Origin of the sequence: Streptomyces gobitricini (assembly GCF_039532985.1) — a bacterium.
GTDB lineage: Bacteria > Actinomycetota > Actinomycetes > Streptomycetales > Streptomycetaceae > Streptomyces > Streptomyces gobitricini.
The window spans coordinates 421,837-443,709 of the sequence record NZ_BAAASR010000002.1; the positions used below are offsets into that span (position 1 = coordinate 421,837).

The 21,873-nt window shown below is 73.0% G+C and carries 19 protein-coding genes and 1 tRNA gene; 6 read left to right on the forward strand and 14 right to left on the reverse strand.

Going from position 1 to position 21,873, the window contains the following annotated elements; all coding sequences use genetic code 11:
* Window positions 1-166 precede the first annotated feature (166 nt).
* The 7 genes from ABD347_RS02800 to ABD347_RS02830 all read right to left on the reverse strand — a co-directional run bounded on the left by ABD347_RS02800 (window position 167) and on the right by ABD347_RS02830 (window position 9,165).
* Complete coding sequence (locus tag ABD347_RS02800; RefSeq protein ID WP_344355909.1) at window positions 167-826, reverse strand: DUF8010 domain-containing protein; 660 nt, start codon at window positions 824-826, stop codon at window positions 167-169.
* A complete protein-coding gene (locus ABD347_RS02805) occupies window positions 823-1,263 on the reverse strand; it encodes an acyl-CoA thioesterase (RefSeq protein ID WP_344355911.1) in 441 nt (146 codons plus the stop codon). The genes ABD347_RS02800 and ABD347_RS02805 overlap by 4 nt, the downstream gene beginning before the upstream one ends.
* A gap of 10 nt (window positions 1,264-1,273) precedes the next feature.
* Window positions 1,274-2,938: an energy-dependent translational throttle protein EttA gene (gene ettA, locus ABD347_RS02810; protein WP_344355913.1), complete on the reverse strand. Its 1,665-nt coding sequence runs from the start codon at window positions 2,936-2,938 to the stop codon at window positions 1,274-1,276.
* Window positions 2,939-3,429: 491 nt separating this feature from the next.
* Window positions 3,430-4,860: a Cys-Gln thioester bond-forming surface protein gene (locus tag ABD347_RS02815; protein WP_344355914.1), complete on the reverse strand. Its 1,431-nt coding sequence runs from the start codon at window positions 4,858-4,860 to the stop codon at window positions 3,430-3,432.
* Window positions 4,861-5,101: 241 nt separating this feature from the next.
* Window positions 5,102-5,563, reverse strand: coding sequence for a single-stranded DNA-binding protein (locus tag ABD347_RS02820; RefSeq protein ID WP_344355916.1), 462 nt, complete (start codon window positions 5,561-5,563; stop codon window positions 5,102-5,104).
* 153 nt (window positions 5,564-5,716) lie between these two features.
* Window positions 5,717-7,570 (reverse strand): GTPase, encoded by a 1,854-nt coding sequence (locus ABD347_RS02825; protein ID WP_425575557.1) that lies wholly within the window; start codon window positions 7,568-7,570, stop codon window positions 5,717-5,719.
* Window positions 7,567-9,165, reverse strand: coding sequence for a dynamin family protein (locus ABD347_RS02830; protein ID WP_344356364.1), 1,599 nt, complete (start codon window positions 9,163-9,165; stop codon window positions 7,567-7,569). Before ABD347_RS02830 ends, ABD347_RS02825 begins: the two co-directional genes overlap by 4 nt.
* A gap of 315 nt (window positions 9,166-9,480) precedes the next feature.
* Here ABD347_RS02830 and ABD347_RS02835 point away from each other — a divergent pair.
* The 4 genes from ABD347_RS02835 to ABD347_RS02850 all read left to right on the forward strand — a co-directional run bounded on the left by ABD347_RS02835 (window position 9,481) and on the right by ABD347_RS02850 (window position 10,996).
* A tRNA-Arg gene (locus ABD347_RS02835) sits at window positions 9,481-9,553 on the forward strand.
* Between the two features lie 143 nt (window positions 9,554-9,696).
* Entirely contained in the window at window positions 9,697-9,966 is a 270-nt protein-coding gene (locus ABD347_RS02840) for a type II toxin-antitoxin system Phd/YefM family antitoxin (protein WP_344355920.1), read from the forward strand.
* Entirely contained in the window at window positions 9,956-10,411 is a 456-nt protein-coding gene (locus ABD347_RS02845) for a type II toxin-antitoxin system VapC family toxin (RefSeq protein WP_344355922.1), read from the forward strand. The genes ABD347_RS02840 and ABD347_RS02845 overlap by 11 nt, the downstream gene beginning before the upstream one ends.
* Window positions 10,412-10,567: 156 nt before the next feature.
* Window positions 10,568-10,996: a VOC family protein gene (locus ABD347_RS02850; RefSeq protein WP_344355924.1), complete on the forward strand. Its 429-nt coding sequence runs from the start codon at window positions 10,568-10,570 to the stop codon at window positions 10,994-10,996.
* 326 nt (window positions 10,997-11,322) lie between these two features.
* Here ABD347_RS02850 and ABD347_RS02855 read toward each other — a convergent pair whose 3' ends face one another.
* The 4 genes from ABD347_RS02855 to ABD347_RS02870 form a co-directional block, all read right to left on the reverse strand.
* Entirely contained in the window at window positions 11,323-11,967 is a 645-nt protein-coding gene (locus ABD347_RS02855; protein ID WP_344355926.1) for a class F sortase, read from the reverse strand.
* Window positions 11,968-11,972: 5 nt separating this feature from the next.
* Entirely contained in the window at window positions 11,973-12,683 is a 711-nt protein-coding gene (locus ABD347_RS02860) for a DUF4142 domain-containing protein (protein WP_344355928.1), read from the reverse strand.
* 121 nt (window positions 12,684-12,804) lie between these two features.
* Window positions 12,805-13,266 carry an anthrone oxygenase family protein gene (locus ABD347_RS02865; protein WP_344355930.1) on the reverse strand — a complete coding sequence of 154 codons (462 nt, stop codon included), beginning with the start codon at window positions 13,264-13,266 and terminating at the stop codon, window positions 12,805-12,807.
* 55 nt (window positions 13,267-13,321) lie between these two features.
* On the reverse strand, window positions 13,322-14,899 hold the full coding sequence (locus ABD347_RS02870; protein ID WP_344355932.1) for a vWA domain-containing protein: 1,578 nt from the start codon (window positions 14,897-14,899) through the stop codon (window positions 13,322-13,324).
* A gap of 374 nt (window positions 14,900-15,273) precedes the next feature.
* On the opposite strand from ABD347_RS02870, the gene ABD347_RS02875 reads away from it, so the two are divergent.
* Window positions 15,274-15,903 (forward strand): DNA-binding response regulator, encoded by a 630-nt coding sequence (locus ABD347_RS02875; protein ID WP_344355934.1) that lies wholly within the window; start codon window positions 15,274-15,276, stop codon window positions 15,901-15,903.
* Window positions 15,904-15,918: 15 nt separating this feature from the next.
* Here ABD347_RS02875 and ABD347_RS02880 read toward each other — a convergent pair whose 3' ends face one another.
* Both ABD347_RS02880 and ABD347_RS02885 read right to left on the reverse strand, forming a co-directional pair.
* A complete protein-coding gene (locus ABD347_RS02880; protein ID WP_344355935.1) occupies window positions 15,919-16,788 on the reverse strand; it encodes an ABC transporter permease in 870 nt (289 codons plus the stop codon).
* On the reverse strand, window positions 16,785-19,619 hold the full coding sequence (locus ABD347_RS02885; RefSeq protein ID WP_344355937.1) for an alpha/beta fold hydrolase: 2,835 nt from the start codon (window positions 19,617-19,619) through the stop codon (window positions 16,785-16,787). Before ABD347_RS02885 ends, ABD347_RS02880 begins: the two co-directional genes overlap by 4 nt.
* A gap of 347 nt (window positions 19,620-19,966) precedes the next feature.
* Here ABD347_RS02885 and ABD347_RS02890 point away from each other — a divergent pair, with 347 nt between their 5' ends.
* Window positions 19,967-21,184: a S8 family peptidase gene (locus ABD347_RS02890; protein WP_344355939.1), complete on the forward strand. Its 1,218-nt coding sequence runs from the start codon at window positions 19,967-19,969 to the stop codon at window positions 21,182-21,184.
* Window positions 21,185-21,278: 94 nt separating this feature from the next.
* Here ABD347_RS02890 and ABD347_RS02895 read toward each other — a convergent pair.
* Window positions 21,279-21,873, reverse strand: a 595-nt coding sequence (locus tag ABD347_RS02895) for a DUF4291 domain-containing protein (RefSeq protein WP_344355941.1), incomplete at its 5' end; no start/stop codon positions are given.

Below are 21,873 nucleotides of genomic sequence, written 5' to 3' on the forward strand. Positions count from 1 at the left end.
ACGGGCCAGTGACGGAAGAGGCTCCGCGCGGGGCGGCTCCGGCCGCCCGCCCCCGCCGAGCACACCGAGGCGCGGGGCATGGAGCACCGGGTGCTGCCGGAACCGGAACCCGGCCACGGCCACTTCGCCGTACGCCCCGACGACGCCCCCTGGCCCCGTGACGGCGTCAGACCGCGGTGACGGTCAGTCCGGTGCCGAGGCCGGTCCTGCGGACGGCGACCGAGCCGTAGGGGGTGCGCAGCCGCAGCCACGACCCGGCGGCGAGCAGGGCGACCGGCACGTCGTGCGGGGGCAGGAAGCCCAGCGACTGGGCGGCGTGCACGGCGCGCAGCGGCAGGCCGGTCGCGCCGACCGTCCGGGACCAGATCTCCCGGCCCAGCCGGTCGCGCTCCGGGCGCGTGCGCCGCTCGGCAGGCAACTCGCCGTCCCGACGCCGGAATTCGGCCACCGCGGCGGCGACCGCCGCACGCAGCCCGGCGGCGTCCGGCAGCCCGGGGGCCTCCTGCCAGCCGGCGCGCGGAGGCAGGACGCCCGCCCACGGCGGGCCGGTGACGGGGGCGGGCACCATGGCCTTGCCCGCAGACTCCTCGATGCCGTCGAGGAGTTGCCCGGCGGACACGGTGACGTCCAGCGGCGTGGCGTCCAGGAGCGCCGCCGTCCGGATGGCCAGGACCTCGAAGGACGGCGGCCGCCCGAACACGGCCAGGGCGCCACCGCCGGCCTGGAGGCGGACGGCGGCGGCCCGGTCGTAGTGGATCAGCCTGGCCAGGAAGGCGGCCAGGTCGGCCGCCTCCCTGGCGTCGGCGAAGTGCAGCGGCGGAGTCATGCCGCGGCGGCCTCCCCCTGGGAGCGCATGCCGTCGTCGACGTACTCCTCCAGGAAGGAGCGCTCCTCCGCCGTGATGCGGCGGGGCCGCTGGGCCTCCAGGTCGAACGGCACGACGACCGTCGAGGCCCGCACGTACACCTGGTCCGGGTCCTTGATCTCGTACGCGATCGTCAGCGACGCCGCGCCGATCTTGGTGACCCATGACTCGATGGTCACCGGCTCGTGCCGGTGGACCAGCGGCCGCAGGTAGTCGATCTCGTGCCGGGCCACGACGGACCCGCCGGAGAACGAGGGGGAACCGTCCCCCGGCGCGAGCCGGAACATGAAGTCGATCCGCGCCTCCTCCAGGTAGCGGAGGAAGACGACGTTGTTGACGTGCCCGAAGGCGTCCATGTCCGACCAGCGCAGAGGACAGCTGTAGATATGACGAGCCACTGTCGCTGCCTCAGCCCCGGGTCAGCTTCTTGTACGTGGCACGGTGCGGGCGGGCCGCGTCCGGGCCGAGGCGCTCGATCTTGTTCTTCTCGTACGACTCGAAGTTGCCCTCGAACCAGAACCACTTGGAGTCGCCCTCGTACGCCAAAATGTGCGTGGCGACGCGGTCCAGGAACCAGCGGTCGTGGGAGACGACCACGGCCGCGCCCGGGAACTCCAGCAGCGCGTTCTCCAGCGACGACAGGGTCTCGACGTCGAGGTCGTTGGTCGGCTCGTCGAGGAGCAGCAGGTTGCCGCCCTGCTTGAGGGTGAGCGCCAGGTTCAGGCGGTTGCGCTCACCACCGGAGAGAACTCCGGCGGGCTTCTGCTGGTCCGGGCCCTTGAAACCGAAGGCCGACACATAGGCGCGGGACGGCATCTCGACCTGGCCGACGTTGATGTAGTCGAGCTCGTCGGAGACGACGGCCCACAGCGTCTTCTTCGGGTCGATGTTGGCGCGGCTCTGGTCGACGTAGGAGATCTTGACCGTGTCACCGACCTTGATCGAACCGGAGTCGGGCTGCTCCAGACCCTGGATCATCTTGAACAGGGTGGTCTTGCCGGCGCCGTTGGGGCCGATGACGCCGACGATGCCGTTGCGCGGGAGGCTGAAGCTGAGGTCGTCGATGAGGACCTTCTCACCGAACGCCTTGCTGAGGTTCTCGACCTCGACGACGACGCTGCCAAGACGCGGGCCCGGCGGGATCTGGATCTCCTCGAAGTCCAGCTTCCGCATCTTGTCGGCCTCGGCGGCCATCTCCTCGTACCGGGCGAGACGGGCCTTGGACTTGGCCTGCCGTCCCTTGGCGTTGGAACGGACCCACTCCAGCTCTTCCTTGAGCCGCTTGGCGCGCTTGGCGTCCTTCTGGCCCTCGACCTTCAGGCGGGCCTGCTTGCTCTCCAGGTAGGTGGAGTAGTTGCCCTCGTAACCGATGGCGCGGCCGCGGTCGAGCTCCAGGATCCAGCCGGCGACGTTGTCGAGGAAGTACCGGTCGTGGGTGATGGCGACGACGGTGCCGTCGTACTTGGCGAGGTGCTGCTCCAGCCACTGCACCGACTCGGCGTCCAGGTGGTTGGTGGGCTCGTCGAGCAGCAGCAGGTCGGGGGCCTCCAGCAGCAGCTTGCAGAGCGCGACGCGGCGCTTCTCGCCACCGGAGAGGTTGGTCACCGGCCAGTCGCCCGGCGGGCAGCCGAGTGCGTCCATGGCCTGCTCGAGCTGGGCGTCGAGGTCCCACGCGTTGGCGTGGTCCAGCTCCTCCTGGAGCTTGCCCATCTCTTCCATGAGCGCGTCGGTGTAGTTCGTGGCCATCTCCTCGGCGATGGCGTTGAACCGGTCGAGCTTGCCCTTGATCTCGCTGACGCCGTCCTGGACGTTCTCCAGGACCGTCTTGGACTCGTCCAGCGGCGGCTCCTGGAGCAGGATGCCGACGGTGTACCCGGGCGACAGGAACGCGTCGCCGTTGGACGGCTGCTCCAGACCGGCCATGATCTTGAGCACGGTCGACTTACCGGCACCGTTCGGGCCGACCACACCGATCTTCGCACCGGGCAGGAAGCTCAGCGTCACGTCATCGAGGATGACCTTGTCGCCGTGCGCCTTGCGCGTCTTGCGCATCGTGTAGATGTACTCAGCCAAGAGAAACCGTCCGGCAGTCCGAGAGTGGGCAGATACACCCCATCTTGCCTGACCGCCAGCCCCAGACGAAAACGGGTATGCGGGGAGCGTGTGACCTGGACCCCAGCCGGTCGGCCCCCGGGTCGACCGAGTGGCGATCAGTGGCCACCGGCGCCCACCGGCGCGCCCGGCAGAGACCAGGACGGGCCCGTCCGAGGCCCCGGACGGGGGCACGAGGACGTGTCGCTCCGAGGCCCCAGGGGCTCCGGGGGAGCACGAGGACGTGTCCTTCCGTGGGCTCCGGAACGGGGAGCGCGAGGACGTGTCCTTCCGTGGGCTCCGGAAGGGGGAGCACAGGTACGCGTGCCCGTTCGCACCCGGCGGTGCGGGCGCCGGCGCCTCCGTCCGGGAAACGACCCGCTGGCGCGCGCCCGCGTTCACGGGACCTGATCTCCTCGCGCCCCTGCGGCGGCGGGCCGGCCGGCCCGCCGCCGCAGGGGCGCGCCCCGGGGTCACCCCTCGGCGCCGGGGTCCTTCTTCTTGCGGAGGAGGAACACGGCGGCCCCGCCGATCACCAGCATCGCCAGCGCCGTGCCCGCGATCATGGGCGTGGCGCCGGAGGCTCCCGTTTCGGCGAGGTCCGGTCCGTCGTCCGCCGAGACGGGGCCGGACGAGGTGCCGTCGACCGAGAGGGGGCTGGGCCGGCTGCCCTGCGGGCCGGTCATGGCGACGGCCGTGCTGCCGGTGGTCCGGCAGTCGAGGACGCCCCTGAACGTCTTTCGCAGGCCGGCGGGCCCGGTGATGGTGAACTCGTACGCCTGGTCCTCGGCCACCGGGACGGTCACCGTCCGGGACTCGCCGGCCGGGACGGTGTGCGTGCGGCCCGTGAGCTCGAAGGTGAACGGGGCGTCACCCTTGTTCGTGGTGGTGACGTCGACGCCGCCCTCGGCGCAGTTCTTCCGGGCCGAGAGCGCCGGGATGGCGCCCGCGGTGGCCCAGGTGGCGGCGGCGGTGGCGGAGACGGCCGACTGGCTGGAGCCGGCCAGGATCTGCGTCTGGCTCTTGGTGACTCCGGCGAAGGCGCGGCCGACGGGCACGGACGTGGTGGCCTGCACGGTCAGGGCGGCGGAGCCGTCGGCGGCCTGGGCCGGCACGTCGAAGTACAGCCGGCTGCCGTCGGTCGCCGAGACGACCGGCCTGCCCTTGACGTCGGTGATCCGGATGCCGCTGGCGGCGGCGTCGGCGGGCGGGGCCACCGTGACGCGGTCGGCGTCGGTGCGCACGGTCACCGGGCCGATCCGGGTCCCGGCCGGACCGGACACGGCGCTGGGCCGCAGGCTGAGCGACGCCCCGGGTTCGGGGATGTTCCCGGCCTGCTTCTCCAGCCAGTCCGCGAGCTTCTCGGCCGCCGGGTCGAGCGCCTGGACCTGTGCGTTGTCCGAGTAGCGCCAGATGGCGACCTGGGTGCCGGCGGCCGCCGTTCCGGCGGTCAGCGGGCCCGCGCCGGCCGCCTTCGCCAGCCCCACCAGATCGTCGACCTGCGGATAGGAGTGCTGGAGGATCCACCGGATCCGGCCCGCGTCCTTGTTGCCGCCGAGCGAGGTCTGGTCCCAGGACGCCTCCAGGTACCGGGCCTTCTCCTGGGTGGGGTTGTGCAGATCGACGCAGTAGGTCTTCAGGGTCCCGCCGCCGTCGACGGTCATCTCGAACAGGCCGGCCGGGACCTCCTGCCTCTCTCCGTCGACACGGAGCACCGCCTGGTCGAAGGTGGTCAGCCCGTTGAGGGTGGCGGCGGCACCGCCCTGGTGCTGAGGCGCCTCGTCGGCCGCGGCGGCGGACGCCCCGGTTATGAAACCTCCGGCGACCAGCCCGGAGGTCACGACCGCGGCGAGGAGGCGGGCGGGACGCCTCCTCCACCTCCGTACAGAAGACCCAGCAAACACAGAATTCCCCTCCGGGCGAGACCTTGGCGCGTGTGCCGCGTGGGGGGAGTGCCTCGCCTGCCGACTCAAGTGCCCCGTGAGTACCCGGGAATCCTAAAGAGACGACCCAGCACAGTCCCCTGTCATACCGTCAGACAACCATTCCGACTCGGAATCGTTATCGCACGAACCCTTCCCGAGGTACGCGCCGGCCGAATCCGCACGTCACCACACCGCTCGGTGAACCGTTCCTGACGCACCGTCACGACACCAGCTGCGTCGTCCGCTCCACACCACCACCGCCTCCTCCTCCGTCACCGACCGCCTCACCGGCACCGTCCGGCCGGTCCGCCGTACGCGGCTCGCCCTTCAGCACCCGCCTGAAGGCGGAGGTCCCCCGCGACAGATCGTGGCCCACCGCCGACGCGTCGATGTCCACGAATGTCCTGCGCTGGCCGTCCCGGTCCTCCTCCCGCACCCTCAGCCGCCCGTGGACGACCAACGGGTCACCGACCGACACCGACGCGGCCAGATTGGCGCCGAGCGCCCGCCACGCGCTCACTGTGTAGAAACTCGTATGCCCGTCGGCCCAGCTCGCCCTCTCGCGGTCCCAGCGGCGCGCGGTCGCCGCGAACCGGAACTTCGCCACGCCCCCCGCCGCGGTTTCCCGGTAGTCGACGCTCGTCGCCACGTTGCCCACCACCGTCACCATCGTGTCGTTCATGACACCCACCCCTCACGCTCGTCCTGCTGACCGGGCCCATGCTGTCCCGACCGCCGGAATCCCGCTCGGCCCTGTGGACAAGCCCCCGTTCGTGCACAACTCCACCACCCGCAAGGAGTACGCCCGACCGGCCGTACCCGGTCACCACCGGCGTCACACCCGCCGCGGTCCCACCTGCCCCGCCCGCCCGGCGCCCGCCCGTCCGGCGCCCGTCCCCACGGCCGCCGCACCCACGCTCGCCCCCGCGGCCACGCCGCCCGCGCCCCCGCCGGCCCCCTCGCCGTGCCCGCGCGCGACATGGGCATACCGCTCACGCACCTCCCGGTACCGCATCAGCTCCGCGGCGATCGGGTCGAGGACCATGGCCCGCCCGCACCCGGCCGCGGCCTCCCGGAGCCGCCGCTCGGTCTCCTGCCCGTACCTGCGGGCCGGCCCCCGGGCCGCGGCCGCGCACGCCCACTCCACCAGGGGCCCACCGACGATGCCCGCCAGCATGACCAGCACCGGCGGGAAGAGCCCCGGTTCCAGTACGCCGATGATCTGGCCGACCAGCCACAGTGCGCCGTAGAACTGGAGCAGCGTCATGGCCGCCTGGGCCAGTACCGCCGCTGGCCACCACGCGGGCCGGGGCGGGCGGGCGCCGGCCGGCGGGGCCGCCAGGGACACCGCCAGTTCGTCCAGCGCCTCCGGCAGCCCGCGCGCCCCGCGTACCGCCGCCTCGCGCACGGCCTGTGCCCACGGCCCGGGCAGCGCGCGCGAGGCCTCCTCCGCCACCACCCGTACGGCCTGTTCGACGCGCTGCCGGGCCGTCAGCTCGTCCTCCTCCGCCGCGGTGGCCTCCGGCTCGGCACCCTCCTCCGCGCCCGCCCCGCCGCCCTGGGTGCGCAGCCGCTCGTACCAGCGCCACAGCCGCAGCCACGGCGTCCCGCACGCCCGTCCCGCGTTGCGCCGCCATTCGCGTTCCGCCGCCTCCCCGGCCGCCCGGGCGCCGACGGCGACCGCGAGCCGCGCGCCGAAGTCCTCGCGGGACCGCTCGCCCAGCCCGGGGTGCCCGTCGGCGACGTACACCGGCCGCAGCCGGCCCGCGGCCGCGTCCACGTCCGCCGACAGGCGCCGTTCGGCGGCACCCCGGCCCTGCACGAAGGCCCCGAGCAGCTCGCGCAGTTCCCCCACGCCCTCGCCGGTGAGCGCGGACACCGCGAGCACCGTCGCCCCCGGTTCGCCGTGTTCGCCGAGAGCCATCCCGTCCTCGTCGAGCAGCCTCCGCAGGTCGTCCAGCACCTGGTGGGCGGCGTCCCCCGGCAGCCGGTCGATCTGGTTCAGGACCACGAACGTCACCTCCGCGTGCCCCGCGAGCGGTCTCAAGTACCGCTCGTGCAGCGCCGCGTCCGCGTACTTCTCGGGGTCGACGACCCAGATCACCGCGTCCACCAGCGCCAGCACCCGGTCGACCTGCCTGCGGTGCGCGGTGACCGCCGAGTCGTGGTCGGGCAGATCGACCAGGACCAGGCCCTGCAGGGCCTCGTCACCGGCTCCGCCCGCCAGCGGCCGGCGCCGCAGCCGCCCCGGGATGGCGAGGCGGTCCAGGAGTCCGGCGGCGCCTTCGGACCAGGTGCAGGCGATGGGGTTGGCCGTGGTGGGCCTGCGCAGCCCGGTCTCCGAGACGGGTACGCCCGCCAGCGCGTTGATCAGCGCCGACTTGCCGCTGCCCGTGGGGCCCGCGATGGCCACCACGGTGTGCCGCGACGACAGCCGCTGCCGCGCGGCGGCCTCGTCCAGTACCCGCCCGGCCTCGGCGAGGGTATCGCCGTCCAGCCGGGTCCTGGACAGGCCCACGAGCTCCCGCAGGGCGTCCAGCCGCGTGCGCAGCGTCCCTGCGTACGTCTCGCCGATCGGCATGTGCGGTTCGTCCGTCAGGGGCCCGGCCTCAGCGGCGGCCTGTTCCTGCGCACGGCGGGCGATCAGCCCGTCGTCCCAGCGTTCGTCAACGGCGCTCACCGCCGTCACCTCTCCTTCTGCAGTCGGGACAGCGCGGCGATGAGCTCGGCCTGTGGTTCGGGGGTCACGTCGAGGGCCCGGAGCGGCTCCAGTCGTCGGGCCCGCTCCTCGTGCAGCACGCGGTCGATGTACGTGGTCACCAGCTCGCCGCCCCGGTCGCGCAGCCGCAGCGCCCCCTGCGCGCCCAGCAGTTCGGCGAGCCGCTCGCCCGCGCTGCGGGTCCTGCGCCCACCGAGCAGCACGGCGGCCAGCAGTCCCGCCACCGTCTCGGCGTCCGGGGCGGCGGCCCGGTCCATGCGCCGCACCTCGTCCTCGGCCAGCTCCTCCAGGACGCGCCGCCAGCGCCGTACGGCCATCCCGATCCGCTCGCCGGTCTCGCGGTCGGGCCCGGGCGGTGCCCCGGTCCCGTCGTCCAGTGCCCGCGCCGCCGGTTCGCGCCGCCAGGTTTCCCGCAGGTGCTCGTCGGCGGCGGCGACGGCGCATTGGAGCAGGGCGGTGAGGGACTCGGCGAGGGAGTCGAGCAGTTCGGTGGCCGAGCAGTCGCGGGGGTGGCCGCGCCAGCGGGTGCGGGCGTCTCCGGCGAGTACGGCGCCGCGCCGCAGTTCCCGGCGCACCCGTTCGCCCTCCCGCTCGTAGGCCGCCTGGACGGCGCCGGTGAGGCGTACGGCGGCGGCGTACTGCGCGGCGACGGCCCCGGCCAGCTCCGGCATCCGCGCCTTCAGCGAGTCGATCACCCCGCCGACCGTGCGCCCCACGGTCTGCTGCCGGGCGGCGGGGTCCTGGGCGCGGTGGGCGAGCCAGGCGCGCAGCGGGGCGACGGCGGTGTCGGGGAGCAGCCCGCTGCCGCCGCCCGCCGACTCGGGCAGCTCGGGGATGGTGAACCGCGGTACGTCGCCCAGCCCGGCGCGGACGAGGAGCGCCTCGTACTGCCGGGACACCTCGTTGATCACCTGGTGCGGCACCCGGTCGAGGACGGTGACGAGCGTGGCGTCGTACTCCTTGGCGGTACGCAGCAGATGCCAGGGCACGGCGTCGGCGTACCGGGAGGCGGTGGTCACCATCACCCACACGTCGGCGGCGCAGATCAGCTCGGCGGCCAGCTCCCGGCTCCCCACGACGAGCGAGTCGATGTCGGGGGCGTCCAGCAGCGCGAGCCCGCGCGGGACGGTGTCGGCCGTCTCGACCCTGAGGGCCCGCTCCTGTCCCCCGTCCTCCCCCTCGGCGTCCCCGTCCTCGGGCGTCCGCACGCGGGTGAGCTGCGGCAGCACCCGCATGCCGGCGAACCAGTGGTGGTCGTCCGGGTGGCAGACGAGGACGGGGGTGCGCGTGGTGGGCCTGAGCACCCCGGCCTCGCTGACCCGCCGCCCGACGAGGGAGTTGACGAGCGTCGACTTCCCCGCCCCGGTGGAGCCCCCGATGACGGCGAGCAGCGGGGCTTCGGGGTCCTTTAGGCGGGGCACCAGATAGTCGTCCAGCTGCGCGAGCAACTCGGCACGCGTCTGCCGCGCCCGTGGCGCGCCCGGAAGGGGGAGTGGAAGACGCACGGCGGCGACACGGTCGCGCAGGGCGGAGAGTGCGTCGATGAGCTGAGGCCGTACGTCCAAGGTCACCACATGCGAAGAATGCCCAATTTCATGACCTTTTTGAAGCGTATGGCATTCTCTGCGCGCCGATCGGACACATGGGACAGACGGGACGAGTGGGACTCAGGCATAACGAGTAGACAACACCCGGGGCGCAGGACGCGAAAAGCGCTGCGGAAATCGCACCTGCCTGCGATTATCGGTCTGCTTCACCGAAACTCCACATCGTGCCACGCAGGCGAAGCGACCGGGTCAAGGCGATCGGAGCCCTATCCTTGTCCCCGGCAAGGTCACGGAACCACCCAGCAGGGGCTCCAGGCCACAAGGCCACCACCGGCCCCCGTAGCTCAGTGGATAGAGCAGGCGCCTTCTAAGCGCTTGGCCGCAGGTTCGAGTCCTGCCGGGGGCGCATACAGCCTCTCACCTGTGGAAACGCGTGAGGGGCTTTTTCATGTCCGGATGCACATCGCTCCAGAGCAGACACCTTCGCCTGTCCGCCATCGCGGGTAACGGCGTAGCACCAGGTAGCACACCTTCGCTATCGTGGACAGCATGACAGCGCAGCCGGAGATCACTCAGCGCGATCTGCGCACCCGCTCCAAAGAGATCATGGACGCCGTCCAGGGAGGACAGGCGTTCACCGTCACCCGCGACGGGCATCGTGTCGGCGAGCTGATCCCGCTCCGCCGCCGTCGCCGCTTCGTTCCCCGCGCCGAGTTCGCGGCCATGTCACGTACCGCCCCTGACATCTCGCTGGACGCCTTCCGCGACGACCAGGACGCCGTCGTCGAGCAGGAGTTGGACGACCCGTATGCCCATTGAGCACGAGCAAGGCCTGCTCGACACCAACATCATGATCCTGCGCAAGTGGATCGACGCCGACGAGCTGCCTGCCGAGATGGCCATCAGCGCCATCACCCTCGCGGAACTCTCCGCAGGCCCCCACCAGGTGCGCTGCGGTGAGCGGAGCGACTACGACGAACACGCCGAGCGGGCCCGCCGCATGGACGTCCTGCAGCGCGCCGAGAACGAATTCGACCCCATCCCCTTCGACGTGGAGGCGGCGCGCATCTACGGCAGAATCTGCGCCGCCGTCGTCTCCACAGGCCGCAAGCCCCGTCGCCGTGTGGCCGACCTGATGATCGCCGCCGTCGCGGCCGCCGAGGGACTCCCCCTGTTCACCGCCAACCCCGACGACTTCAAGGGCCTCGACGACTTGATCACCATCGTGCCCGTCACCCGGCCCGAGATCCTGCACGGTCGGTAGTACCCCGTCGGTCCCGCCCTGCGCCGGAAGCCAGGGTGGTTCCACTCCCGGTCGCGGACACCACCGCCCGTCAACGACTCACCTCACGCGAGACCTCGATCCGCGCGGAGTCGGCGCCCGGAGCCCCGGCGCCGGCGCGCGCCGTACAGTTACCCGATGACGCCGATCAAGAAGTTCCAAGTGACCTTCGACTGCGCGGAACCCGAGCGGCTCGCTCGTTTCTGGTGCGAGGTGCTGGGGTACGTCATACCGCCGCCACCGGCGGGGTTTTCCACGTGGGACGATTTCAAGCGCTCACAGCCACCTGAGCAGCGGGATTCCTGGTTCGCCTGCGTCGACCCCTCAGGGGTGGGCCCGCGGCTGTACTTCCAGCGTGTCCCCGAGGGAAAGGCCGCCAAGAACCGGCTGCACCTTGATGTGCGGGTCGGCACCGGCCTCGTGGGGGAAGAGCGCCTCGCCGCCCTTGAGGCGGAACGGGCACGACTGGTCCCGCTCGGTGCGGTGCACGTGCGCACGCTGTACGACGGCAACGATTCGTGCATCCCGATGCTGGACATCGAGGGCAACGAGTTCTGCATCGACTGAGAGGCCACGGACGTGCCTTCGCCCTGTCCCCGTGAGTCAGGGCGAAGGCACGAGGGGCGGTCATCAGCCAAGGGCCCCCGGAGACACCAGCAAGCGCTTTGACGGCATTCGTGCGCGAGCGACCAGCGAATCCGCGGTTGGTGCTCAGGCGCCGGTCACGGTGGCTGCACGGGCACGGGGCGACGGCACAGCGGGAGGTCCGGACTCTCGCGCCGCGGGAGTCGGGGCCGACACTGTGGGCTCGCGTATGCAACTGTCGCGAGTTGTCGGTGCTGTTAAGCGTGGTAGTGACCTTCCGTGGTCTCCAGCAGGTTGTCCGCTGGGCTTCAGGTGACCGGCTCGCCGTAGACGACCAGGTTGTCCGCGTACGCGTGCGCGTCGGGGTCGAAGTCGCCGGTGCAGGTGACCAGTACCAGGCGCGGGGCGCCGCCGGAGGCGAACAGACCGGCGGGCAGGGCGCTCTTCGGGTGCGTGCGGCGGGCGACGATGCGGTAGGTGTGGCGGGTGCCGTCGGCCGCGGTGACCTGCGCGCGGGTGCCCATGGGCACGTCGTGGAGGGCTTCGAGGGGGCCCGCGCCCTCGTCGGCCGAGTCGAGGTGGCCGGCCAGCAGGACGGTGCCGTGCGCGGCGCCCGGTGGCGCCCCGAGGGCCCACCACCCCAGGCGGCCGGGGGACTTGGGCACGGCCATGGCCCCGGCCGTGTCGGCGGTGACCGGGTCGATCGGCGTGGTGCGCAGGTGGCCCCGGATGGTGAGGGCCACGGGCGGGGAGTACGCCGGTGCTCTCGCCGTTCCGTCGGTGGCGGGCGGCGGCGCGGCGGCCGATCCCGGCAGGGAGCCCGCGTCCGGTGCCCGGACGTGGGCGGGGAAGAACGGGAAGAGGAACGCCACGACGGCCGTGGCGGCCGCCGCGAGCCCGGTCCGGACCAGTGCGCGGTCCGGGCCGGGCTCATGACGCGGCCAGGCGCCCACGAGTGTCAGCGGTTGTCGTTGCGGCGCATGCGGGAGGCGGCCCAGAAGGCTCCCCCGGCCACCAGGACTCCGCCGAGCGCCACGGCGGGCACGGCGAGGGCGACCGGGACCTCCGCGGCCAGGGACGTCGCGACCTGGCCGCCGTCGCCGGCGTGGATGGCCTTCGGCGTCGCGGCCGCGTGGCACTTCCCGCCGCGCACCATGTCCAGGTGCATGGCGACGACCGGGCGAGCGGCCTTGGCGGCGGCGGTCACCTGGGCGTTCTTGCCGTGGGTGATCTGGTGGTCGATCCGGGCCAGCGTCTTCTCGTGAGCGGCGGCCTGGGCGTCGAGCCATGCCGCGTCATAGGCCTTCGTGCCCGCCTTGGACATGACGTCCGCGAGCATGTCCTGCTGTTCCTTGGAGGGCGCGACGGGCAGGTCGACGCCCTGCTTGTCGGCGAGGGCCCGGGTGTCCGCGTCGAGCTTGGTGTGGTCGCGGACCAGCACCTGGCCCACGTGCTTCACGCAGTCGGTGGTGGCGTTCTTCTGGGCGTCCTTGCCCGCCGCGATCTCCGTCAGGTTGCCCTGGTGGGAGGCGCGCAGGAACGCCGCGTCGGTGGCGGTGGCGGTGGCGGAGCCGTCGGCGGGTGCCGAGGCGAGGGCGGGGCCGGCGGCTATGCCGGTCAGGGCCAGGCAGGTGAAGGCCGTGGCGGCCCAACGGTGGGTGCGGGTCACGTTTGGTCGTCCGTTTCTCGTCGGTCGGTGAGTGACCCCCACGCCGCGAGGGTCACGTGACCATCCGGACACGGCGCGGTGCCGCGCGCCACTTCCCGTACTGCAAACGGCGCACACCCGGTCAGGTGAGCGAGGCGGTGACCAGCAGGACGAAGGACGCCGTGATCAGCACCGTACGGAACAGGTGGAAGGTGTTCCAGCGGGACTCGAACGCCTGCCTGGCCGGGCCGGGCTCGCCGTCGTCCGAGGCGGCGAGCGCGTTATTGAGCGGGACGTTCCCGACCACGGTGACCAGGTGGGTGAGCGCCGCGCACACCAGCCCGGCGAGGATCAGCCACCTCCGGGCGCCGGGCCCGCCCTGGCCCGGGAGGGCGAGGGCCAGGGCGGGGAACACCACCACGCCCGCGAAGACGGTGAGGAAGGCCGCTCGGGGCACGTACTCGTTGACACGCCGCATGACCGTCACGAACTGCTCGTCGGTGAGCCGCGCGAGGGCGGGCATGACGCCGGTCAGGAAGATCAGCATGAATCCCGCGTACAGGCCGGTGGAGAGGACCGCGAGGGCGAGCAGCAGCGTCGGCATGCGGTCATGATGGCAGGCGTTCGCGCACGGGGCCGGGGCCTGTGGACGAAGGGGGTCAGTCCCGCAGGTCGTCGGCCCGGCGGATCGCTTCGGCGAGCTGCGCCACCACCTTGGACTCCGTCGTACGGGCCAGTCGGTCCGCGTGCTCGGCGAGTTCGGCACGGGTGGGCGCACCCGGCAGCTCCCCGCCGCGCAGGGAGTCGGCGAAGTAGGCGGCCGCGGCGGCCACGCGGAGGCCCGGCTTGGTGCCGTCGTCCCACAGCCGGGCGGCGAGGGCGCCGGACGTCAGCGAGCCGGACCGCTCGTGCGGGGCGCGTGAGGCGGGGTCGAGCCACCGGACCGTGGCGGTGGCGAGGTGTCCGTCACCGTTCAGGGCGCCGGGGCGGGTCTTCACGGCGTACATCGCGGTCACCTGGTGGCCCGGGCCGACCTCGCCGCCGTCCACCCGGTCGTCGCGGAAGTCGTCGTCGGCGACCCGCCGGTTGTCGTAGCCGATGAGCCGGAACTCCTCCACCTTCCCGGGGTCGAACGCCACCTGTGCCTTGGCGTCCCTGGCGCGCAGTCCGACGTGGGCGGGGAGTTGGTCGACGAAGACCTTGCGGGCCTGTTCGGAGGTGGAGACGTAGGTGGTGTGGCCGTCGCCCTTGTCGGCGAGTTGTTCCATCAGCGCGTCGCCGTACTCGCTGCCGACGCCCACCCCGAAGAGGGTGATGCCGTACTCGCGGCGCTCGTCCCCGATCCGGTCCAGGATGGCCCGCGCCTCGGTCTCGCCGGTGTTGGCGAGGGCGTCGGACAGCAGGACGACCCGGTTGGTGGCGCCCTTGCGGTGGCCTTCGACGGCGGTGTCGTATCCGGTGGTCACGCCCGCCTCCACGTTGGTGGACGAGGATGTCGCCAGTTCGTCGATGACACCGTGAAAGCGGTCGCGGTTGCCTTCGACGCGGGTCATGGGGAGCCGGGTCTCGGCCTCGTCGCTGAAGGTGACCAGGGCGATCGAGTCGTCGTCGCGGAGCTGGTCGGTGAGGACACCGAGGGACTCCTTGACCAGGTCGAGGCGGCCGGGCTCGGCCATGGAGCCGGAGATGTCGACGACGAACGTGAGGGCGGCGGGCGGGCGTTCGTCGTGCCGGCCGGCGGGGAGGGTGGCCAGGCCGACGCGGAGGAGCGACCAGTTCTCCACCCGCGTACGGGCGCCGTCGACGGTCACGGTGAAGCCGTTGCCGCCGGGCTTGGGGTAGTCCTGGCGGAAGCTGTTGACGAACTCCTCGGGGCGCACGGTGTCCGCCGCGGGCAGCCTCCCCTCGGCCAGGGTGCGGCGGGCGTAACCGTACGAGGCGGTGTCGACGTCCAGCGCGAAGGTGGACAGGTGGCCGGCGGGCGGCGCCTCGCGCGCCTCGTCGTCCCGGCCGTCGGCGCCGGGGCGCGGTGCGCCGTCCCGGGCGCCGGGCGCGGGCGCCGGTGCTCCGGGCGCCGGCGCACGGTTGCCGCTGCCGCTGCCACGGGCGGCGGTGCGGTCGGTGCCGGTACCGGTACCGGTATCGCCGGAGCATCCGGCGAGCAGCAGTCCTCCGGCGAGCGTCGCCGCCAGTGCGGCCCGGCGCGCCCGGCCCGTGTTCCATCGGTGCGTTCCCACTCGGTCCCCCAGGTCTCGTGTCCGCGCGGACCGGGTCCGCGCGAATCGTCGGCACTTGTGAATGTGACGTCCGAGGAGCCCCCGCGGAAGCAGACGAAGGTGTTGCGGATGTGTCTCAATGCGGCAACGTGGAGCGGCCCGTGAGGCCCGGCGCAGGGCTTGGCTTGGACTCGCCAACCGCAGAACAAGGTCTTGTCACCGTACGCAGTCACATGCGTACATGGAGTTGCGTACGTTCCAGGGGATGGCGGGGGTGGTCAGCCGTGACGAACGTTCCGGGCTCTGTGCTCGGCCGAGCGGCCTTAAGAGAGGCGACACCGGTGCGTGCCGCGCCACAGCAGGCACCTCGCCCGGCCGGGCAGCCGGTGCGAGGGGTGAGACAGATCAGCGCGACACTCGCCGCGCTCACCGAGTCCGCCCGCCACGAGCTGCTGACCTTCGACGACCCGGCCGCCTGCCTGGGCCTGCCGATCCCGGAGCCCTTCCTGGAGCTCGCCGGCACCTGCGTGCGCACGGCGACGGAGCGGGTCGCCACGGTCCGTCAGATCGTGCCGCGCCACGCGCTGTCCCGGGTCGCCGCCGCCGACACCGCCGGGGCGGCTCAGCTTCCGGGACGGGCCAGACTGACGCAGTCCATCCCCTTCAAGATGATCGTGGTGGACCGCACGGTCGCCGTGATCCCCCTCGACCTCGAACTGCTCTACAACGGGCTGCTGCTGATCCGCGACCCGGTCGTGGTGCAGGCCCTGGTGCGGGCCCACCACTCCTGGTGGGAGACGGGCGACGAGTTCCCGGCCCGGCCGTCGCCGCCCGGGGCGCTGCCCGGGCATCTGCGGCCGGTGCTGGAGGCCCTGCTGGCGGGGCTCACCGACGAGACGGCCGCCGCGCGGCTGGGCATATCGGGGCGTACGTACAGCCGTCGCGTGGGCGAGCTGCTCGGGGCCCTGGGCACGACGAGCCGCTTCCGGGCGGGAGCGGAAGCGGCTCGTCGGGGCTGGCTGTGAGGCGGGGTTCGGCGCCTAGGACACGATGTCCTTGCGGGCGAAGCCCCGGAAGGCGAGCGCGAAGAGGACCAGGGCGTACGTCACCGACACCGCCGAGCCCTTGAGCATGCCGCTCCACTCCAGTTGCGGCTGGAGCGCGTCGATCCACGCGAACTGCCAGTGTGCGGGCAGGACGTCGCGCCAGGAGCCGAGCGCCGTCACCGCGTCCAGCACGTTACCGATGATCGTCAGACCGACCGCGCCACCGACCGCGCCGAGCGGGGCGTCCGTCCTGGTCGACAGCCAGAAGGCGAGGCCCGCCGTGACCAGTTGGGAGACGAAGATGAACGCGACGACCAGCGCGAGGCGCGGCACGCTGCCCGCCGGACTGAGGGCGCCGCCCGTGGGCAGCTCCAGCGGACCCCACCCGTAGGCCACCGTTCCCACGGCGAGAGCCACCAGCGGCAGCAGCAGCATCGCCGCCGCGCTGAATCCGAGTGCCACGGCCAGCTTCGACCACAGCAGCCGGGCACGCGGCACGGGAGCGGCCAGCAGATAGCGCAGGGAGGACCAACTGGCCTCGGACGCCACGGTGTCGCCGCAGAACAGCGCCACCGGCACCACCAGCAGGAAACCGGCCGACACGAACAGGCACGTCGCGGCGAAGTTGGCGCCGGACGCGGTCGCCGTGTCCATCAGGGTGATCCGGCCGTTGTCGCGGCTGTCCGGGGTACCGCCGATCGCGAAGGCCGCGATCAGCACGAGGGGCAGGGCGGCCAGGATCGCGCCCATGACGAGGGTGCGGCGCCGCTTCAGCTGGCGTACGGCCTCGACACGCAGCGGCAAGGTGTGCCCGGCCCGGTAGCCGGGTGCGGACTGGACCAGGGTGGTCGCCGGGGCACTCATGCGGATCCTCCTCCTCCGATCAGCGTGAGGAACGCGTCCTCGAGACGGCGGTGCGGGCCGACGCCGGTCAACGGCACGTCCAGCCGGACGAGTTCCGCGATCAGGTCGGAGGCGGTCGCACCCTCCAGCCGTACCAGCAGACCGCCGTCCGTGGGAACCACCGAGCCGATGCCCGGCAGGGCGCCGACCTTGGCGATCAACGGCTCGGGCACGTCGCCGGCCGTCGTGACGAGGAGGGTGTCGCCCGCGCCGGTGATCTCTGCGACCGGTCCGCCCTGCACGAGCCGGCCCTGGTCCATGACGACCAGGTGCGTGCAGGACTGCTCGACCTCCGACAGGAGGTGGCTGGAGACGATGACGGTCCGGCCCCCGGCCGCGTACCGGATCATCACGTCCCGCATCTCACGGATCTGTGGCGGGTCGAGTCCGTTGGTGGGCTCGTCGAGGATGAGGAGGTCCGGGAGGCCGAGCATGGCCTGGGCGATGGCCAGCCGTTGCCGCATGCCCTGCGAGTAGGTGCGGACCGCGCGGGCCAGGGCGTCGCCGAGACCGGCGATCTCCAGGGCCTCGTCGAGGTGGGCGTCGCCGGCGGGGCGGCCGGTGGCCCGCCAGTACAGCTCCAGGTTCTCCCGGCCGGACAGGTGCGGCAGGAAGCCGGCGCCCTCGACGAAGGCCCCCACCCGGGACAGGACGGGCGCGCCCGGCCGGATCGCGTGCCCGAAGACGCGGATCTCACCGTCGTCGGGGGTGATCAGCCCCATGAGCATGCGCAGGGTGGTGGTCTTGCCGGCGCCGTTCGGTCCGAGGAGCCCGAGGACCTGGCCCTTCTCGACCCGGAAGGACAGCTCGCGCACCGCGTACCGGTCGGCGGACTTGGCGTACCGCTTGGTGAGCCCGCTGATGGTGAGCGGTACGTCGGCGAGCGCCGGATCGGGCGGGGGCGCCGTGGTCCGGCGGCGGGCGGTGAGCAGCAGGGCGGCGGCGATCAGGACGCCGGCGGCCGGCATGCCCCACACCCACCAGGGCAGGCCGGCTGCCTGGGTGCGTACGCCCGGCGCGGTCGGTACGGACAGGTCGCCCGTCACACCGACGGTGTATGTCGCCGGGGTGGCCGGGGAGGCATAGCCGAGGTCGGTCGCGGCGAGGACGAGGCGCAGCCGGTGCCCGGCCTCCACCTCGTGGTCGATGGCCGGCAGTGTCAGCTCGACCGCCTTGCCGTTCTCGGCGTCCTCGACCCGTACGGGGGCGACCAGCTGGGCGGGCAGCACCTGGCGGCGGCCGTCGGGGCCGACGTCGTACACCTTGGCGAAGAGGACCGCCTCGCCGGTGTCGGAGGCGACGGTGACGCGAACGGTGGGCGAGCCGGTGATGCGCAGCGGTTCGGTGAGCGGCCGGGACTCGAAGCGGGCGTGCTGTCCGGGGAAGTCGAGCGCCAGACCGACGCCGAGGGACGACAGCTGGGAGAGGCCGCCGCCGACGCCCGGGACGGCGGAGATGGCGGGCGGGGTCGCCCCGGCGGGGTTGCGGAAGGTCTGCGGGGGGCCGCTGAGGGCGATGGCACGGTCGCCGGCCCGGAGGCCGGGGTAGCTGTCGCCGGTGGCACCGCGCAGCCGGGCCTGCCCGTCGGTGGTGTCGATCCCGCCGGTGCGGCTGACGCGGAAGGCGGGTCCGGTGTCGGCGCCGGTGTCGTCCTTGAGGTACCGGTCGAACCAGGCGCCGATGCGGGCCTCGACGCGCTCGGTCTCCCGGTCGCCGCCGTCGTGCCCGCCGGCGATCCAGTCGACGGCGACGGGGGCGCCGTTGGCGCGGACGGCCTTGGCGATGGCATCGGCGTGCGACAGCGGGAAGAGGGAGTCGGCCTGCCCCTGGACGATGAGCGTGGGCACCGCGACGCGGTCGCCGACGGCGGACGGGCTGCGCGCTTCGAGCAACGCCCGGGCGGCGGCGTCCGGCTTCCCCGCGACGGCCACCCGTTCGTACATGGCGCACAGCTCGTCCTGGAACCGCCCGCAGGCGGCCGTGGGCGCGGCGTTCGGGGCGGTGCCCACGGCCCGTCCGGCTTCCGCCGGTGCGGTGCTCCGGCCCGGTGCGGTGCCCTGGCCCGGTGCGGTGCCCTGGCCGGATGCCGCTCCTTGGCCGGGCGCCTCGTCCTGGCCCGGTGTGCGGCCCGGGGGGCGCTCGCCCTCGCCGGGCGGGCGGCCCGGGGGCTGGTCCGACGACGCCGCCGTGCCGGTGGTGAAGAAGATGCCGGCCCACAGTTTCTTGAAGACGCCGTCCGGGAAGAGCGCGTCCGCCAGGTTCCAGTACGTGATCTGCGGGGCGATGGCGTCCACCCGCTTGTCGTACCCGGCCGCCAGCAGGGAGATCGCCCCGCCGTACGACGAGCCCGACACGCCCACCCTAGGGTCGCCCTCCCCGTCCAACCGGACCTCGGGGCGCTTCGCGAGCCAGTCGATGAGCCTGGAGACGTCCTTGACCTCGAAGTCCGGGTCGTTCAGCCCGATGCGTCCCGTGGAGGCCCCGAAGCCGCGCGCGGACCAGGTCAGCACCGCGTACCCGTCCCGTGCCAGCTCCTCGGCCTGGGCGCGTACGTCGCCCTTGCTGCCGCCGAAGCCGTGCCCGAGGAGCACGGCGGGGCGGCGGGCGTCGTCGGGGCCGGAGGTGAAGAAGGAGGTGTCGATCCTCGCTCCCGGCATCTCCAGCACTCTGTCCTCGCGGCGCGGGGCGGGGTCGTCGCCCGAGGCCACGGCCGTCCATGTGCCGGCGCCCGCGAGCAGCACCACGGCCGCGGCCGAGGCGGCCGCCCAGCGGCGGGGGATTCGGATGTGCATACCCAGACCCTAAGCGTCACGGCACCACGGCTCGGCTGCCGCACGGCGGAACTCGGAGGCCTTCCTGAGGTGTACGCGCCTCGGTCGCCGTACGGCAACCGCGGTACGTGGACGGTGTACCGGCGGCCGGGACGGTGTCGGGGCCCATGTGCCTGCACGGACTCTCCGTCGACGAGGCGTACCGCCGGCGGGGCATCGGCCGGAGCCCCCGAGGATGGAGAATTCGCCATGCTCACGTGGGGGTTCGGCGACGAAGTGAGGAGGACCGAGCAGCACTCTTGTGCGGTACATGACCAGTCGGGACGCTGTGGGGCCGTCCGGATGAAGAAAGGCCAGGTGCCCCCTAGATGAGAGCCCCGTCCCGCAGGCCCCGCCGCCGCATCGGCGTGCTGATACCCCTCCTCGCCCTCGCGGCCGGCCTGCCGTTCGCCGTCACCCCCGCCGCGCACGCCGCGCACGCCGCGCAGGTCGCGCACACCGCGCAGGTCGTCGATCTCCGTCTCGCCCCCACGGAAACCGCCGTGCCGGACAGCTGGATCGTCGTCCTGGCGGACGGCTCCACGAGCGCCGCCGACCTCGGTGTCACGCCGCGGCACACGTACCGGAGCGCGCTCCACGGGTTCTCCTCCACCCTGTCGAAGGCCGAGGCCACCGTCCTCGCCGCCGACCCGAGGGTCGCGTACGTCGAGCAGAACCAGAGGGTCCGCCTCAACGCCACCCAGAGGGACGCCACCTGGGGGCCGGACCGCATCGACCAGCGCGACCTGCCGCTGTCGACCACGTACACGTACCGCACCACCGCGTCGAACGTGAACGCGTACATCATCGACACCGGCATCCGCACCTCGCACAGCGAGTTCGGCGGCCGGGCGGTGGTCGGGACGGACACCGTCGGAGGCGGGCAGAACGGCCAGGACTGCCAGGGCCACGGCACGCACGTCGCCGGCACGGTCGGCGGGAAGACGTACGGCGTGGCGAAGGCCGCCCGGCTCATCGCCGTCCGCGTCCTGGACTGCGACGGCTCGGGCACGACCGCCGGGGTCATCGCGGGCGTGGACTGGGTGACCGCCAACGCCGTGAAGCCGGCGGTCGCCAACATGAGCCTGGGCGGTGGCGCCAACACGTCGCTCGACAGCGCCGTCAAGCGTTCCATCGCCTCGGGCGTCTCGTACGCCATCGCGGCGGGCAACGGCAACATCCTCGGCCTGCCGGAGAACGCCTGCGGCACCTCCCCGGCCCGTGTCCCGGAGGCGATCACGGTCGGCGCGACGGACAGCGCGGACCGCCGGGCCTTCTTCTCCAACTACGGCACCTGCGTGGACCTCTTCGCCCCGGGCGTGCGGGTCACCTCCGCCTGGCGCACGGGTGACACGGCGACGAACACCCTCTCCGGGACGTCGATGGCGGCGCCCCACGCGGCGGGCGTGGCCGCGCTGTACCTGTCGGAGCACCCGGCCGCGTCCCCGGCGCGGGTACGGGACGCGCTGGTGGACAACGCGACCAGCGGCACGGTGCGAAACGCCCTGCCGGGCTCCCCGGACAAGCTGCTCCACTCGCTGTTCTAGGACCGCCACCTTCCGGGGCCCGTCACCTTCCCGGGCCCGCCACCTTCCGGGACCCGTCACCTTCCCCGGCCGGCCCGCTGCGTTCCGCGGCCCGCTAAGGGACGAGGTGCCCGAGGAGCTCCGCACCGGCCGGGTACGGGCGTTCCTCGGGCATCAGCCGTGCCGCCGCGTCCAGGTCGCCCTCCCGCACCAGGGCGTGCATCTCGTGCGCGAGCGGTGTCACGTCCCGTAGGGAGACCGTCCACTCGTCGGCGTACCGCGCGGACGCCTCGCCCGCGAGGCCCAGCTGGAGCGAGCGGTACGGCAGCGGCGCCAGGCGCAGGTCACGCTCGGGGTCCCACTGGACGCGGGCCGGGGACCGGCGCAACTGCCGCTTCCAGGCGGCCTGGTCGGGATGGAAGCCCCGCACGTAGTGCGACAGGCAGGCGTGGCGCAGCGCCCATGCGAAGCCCTCGCGGGTGATCTCCACGGCCAGGACGGTCTCCTGGCCCTCCTTCGTCGCCCAGCCGCAGCGGTACATCATCCACAGGAAGCTCGGCTTGATCCAGGTCATCCGGTCCCGCTTCCAGGTGACCGGGAAGCGGCCGGCGCGGGCGGCGGGACCGCCGATCCCCGGCGTGTACGCCTGGTAGACGGTGACCGTGTCCTCGGTGTGGAGGGCGCGGACACGGTACTCCGGTTCGTTGTCG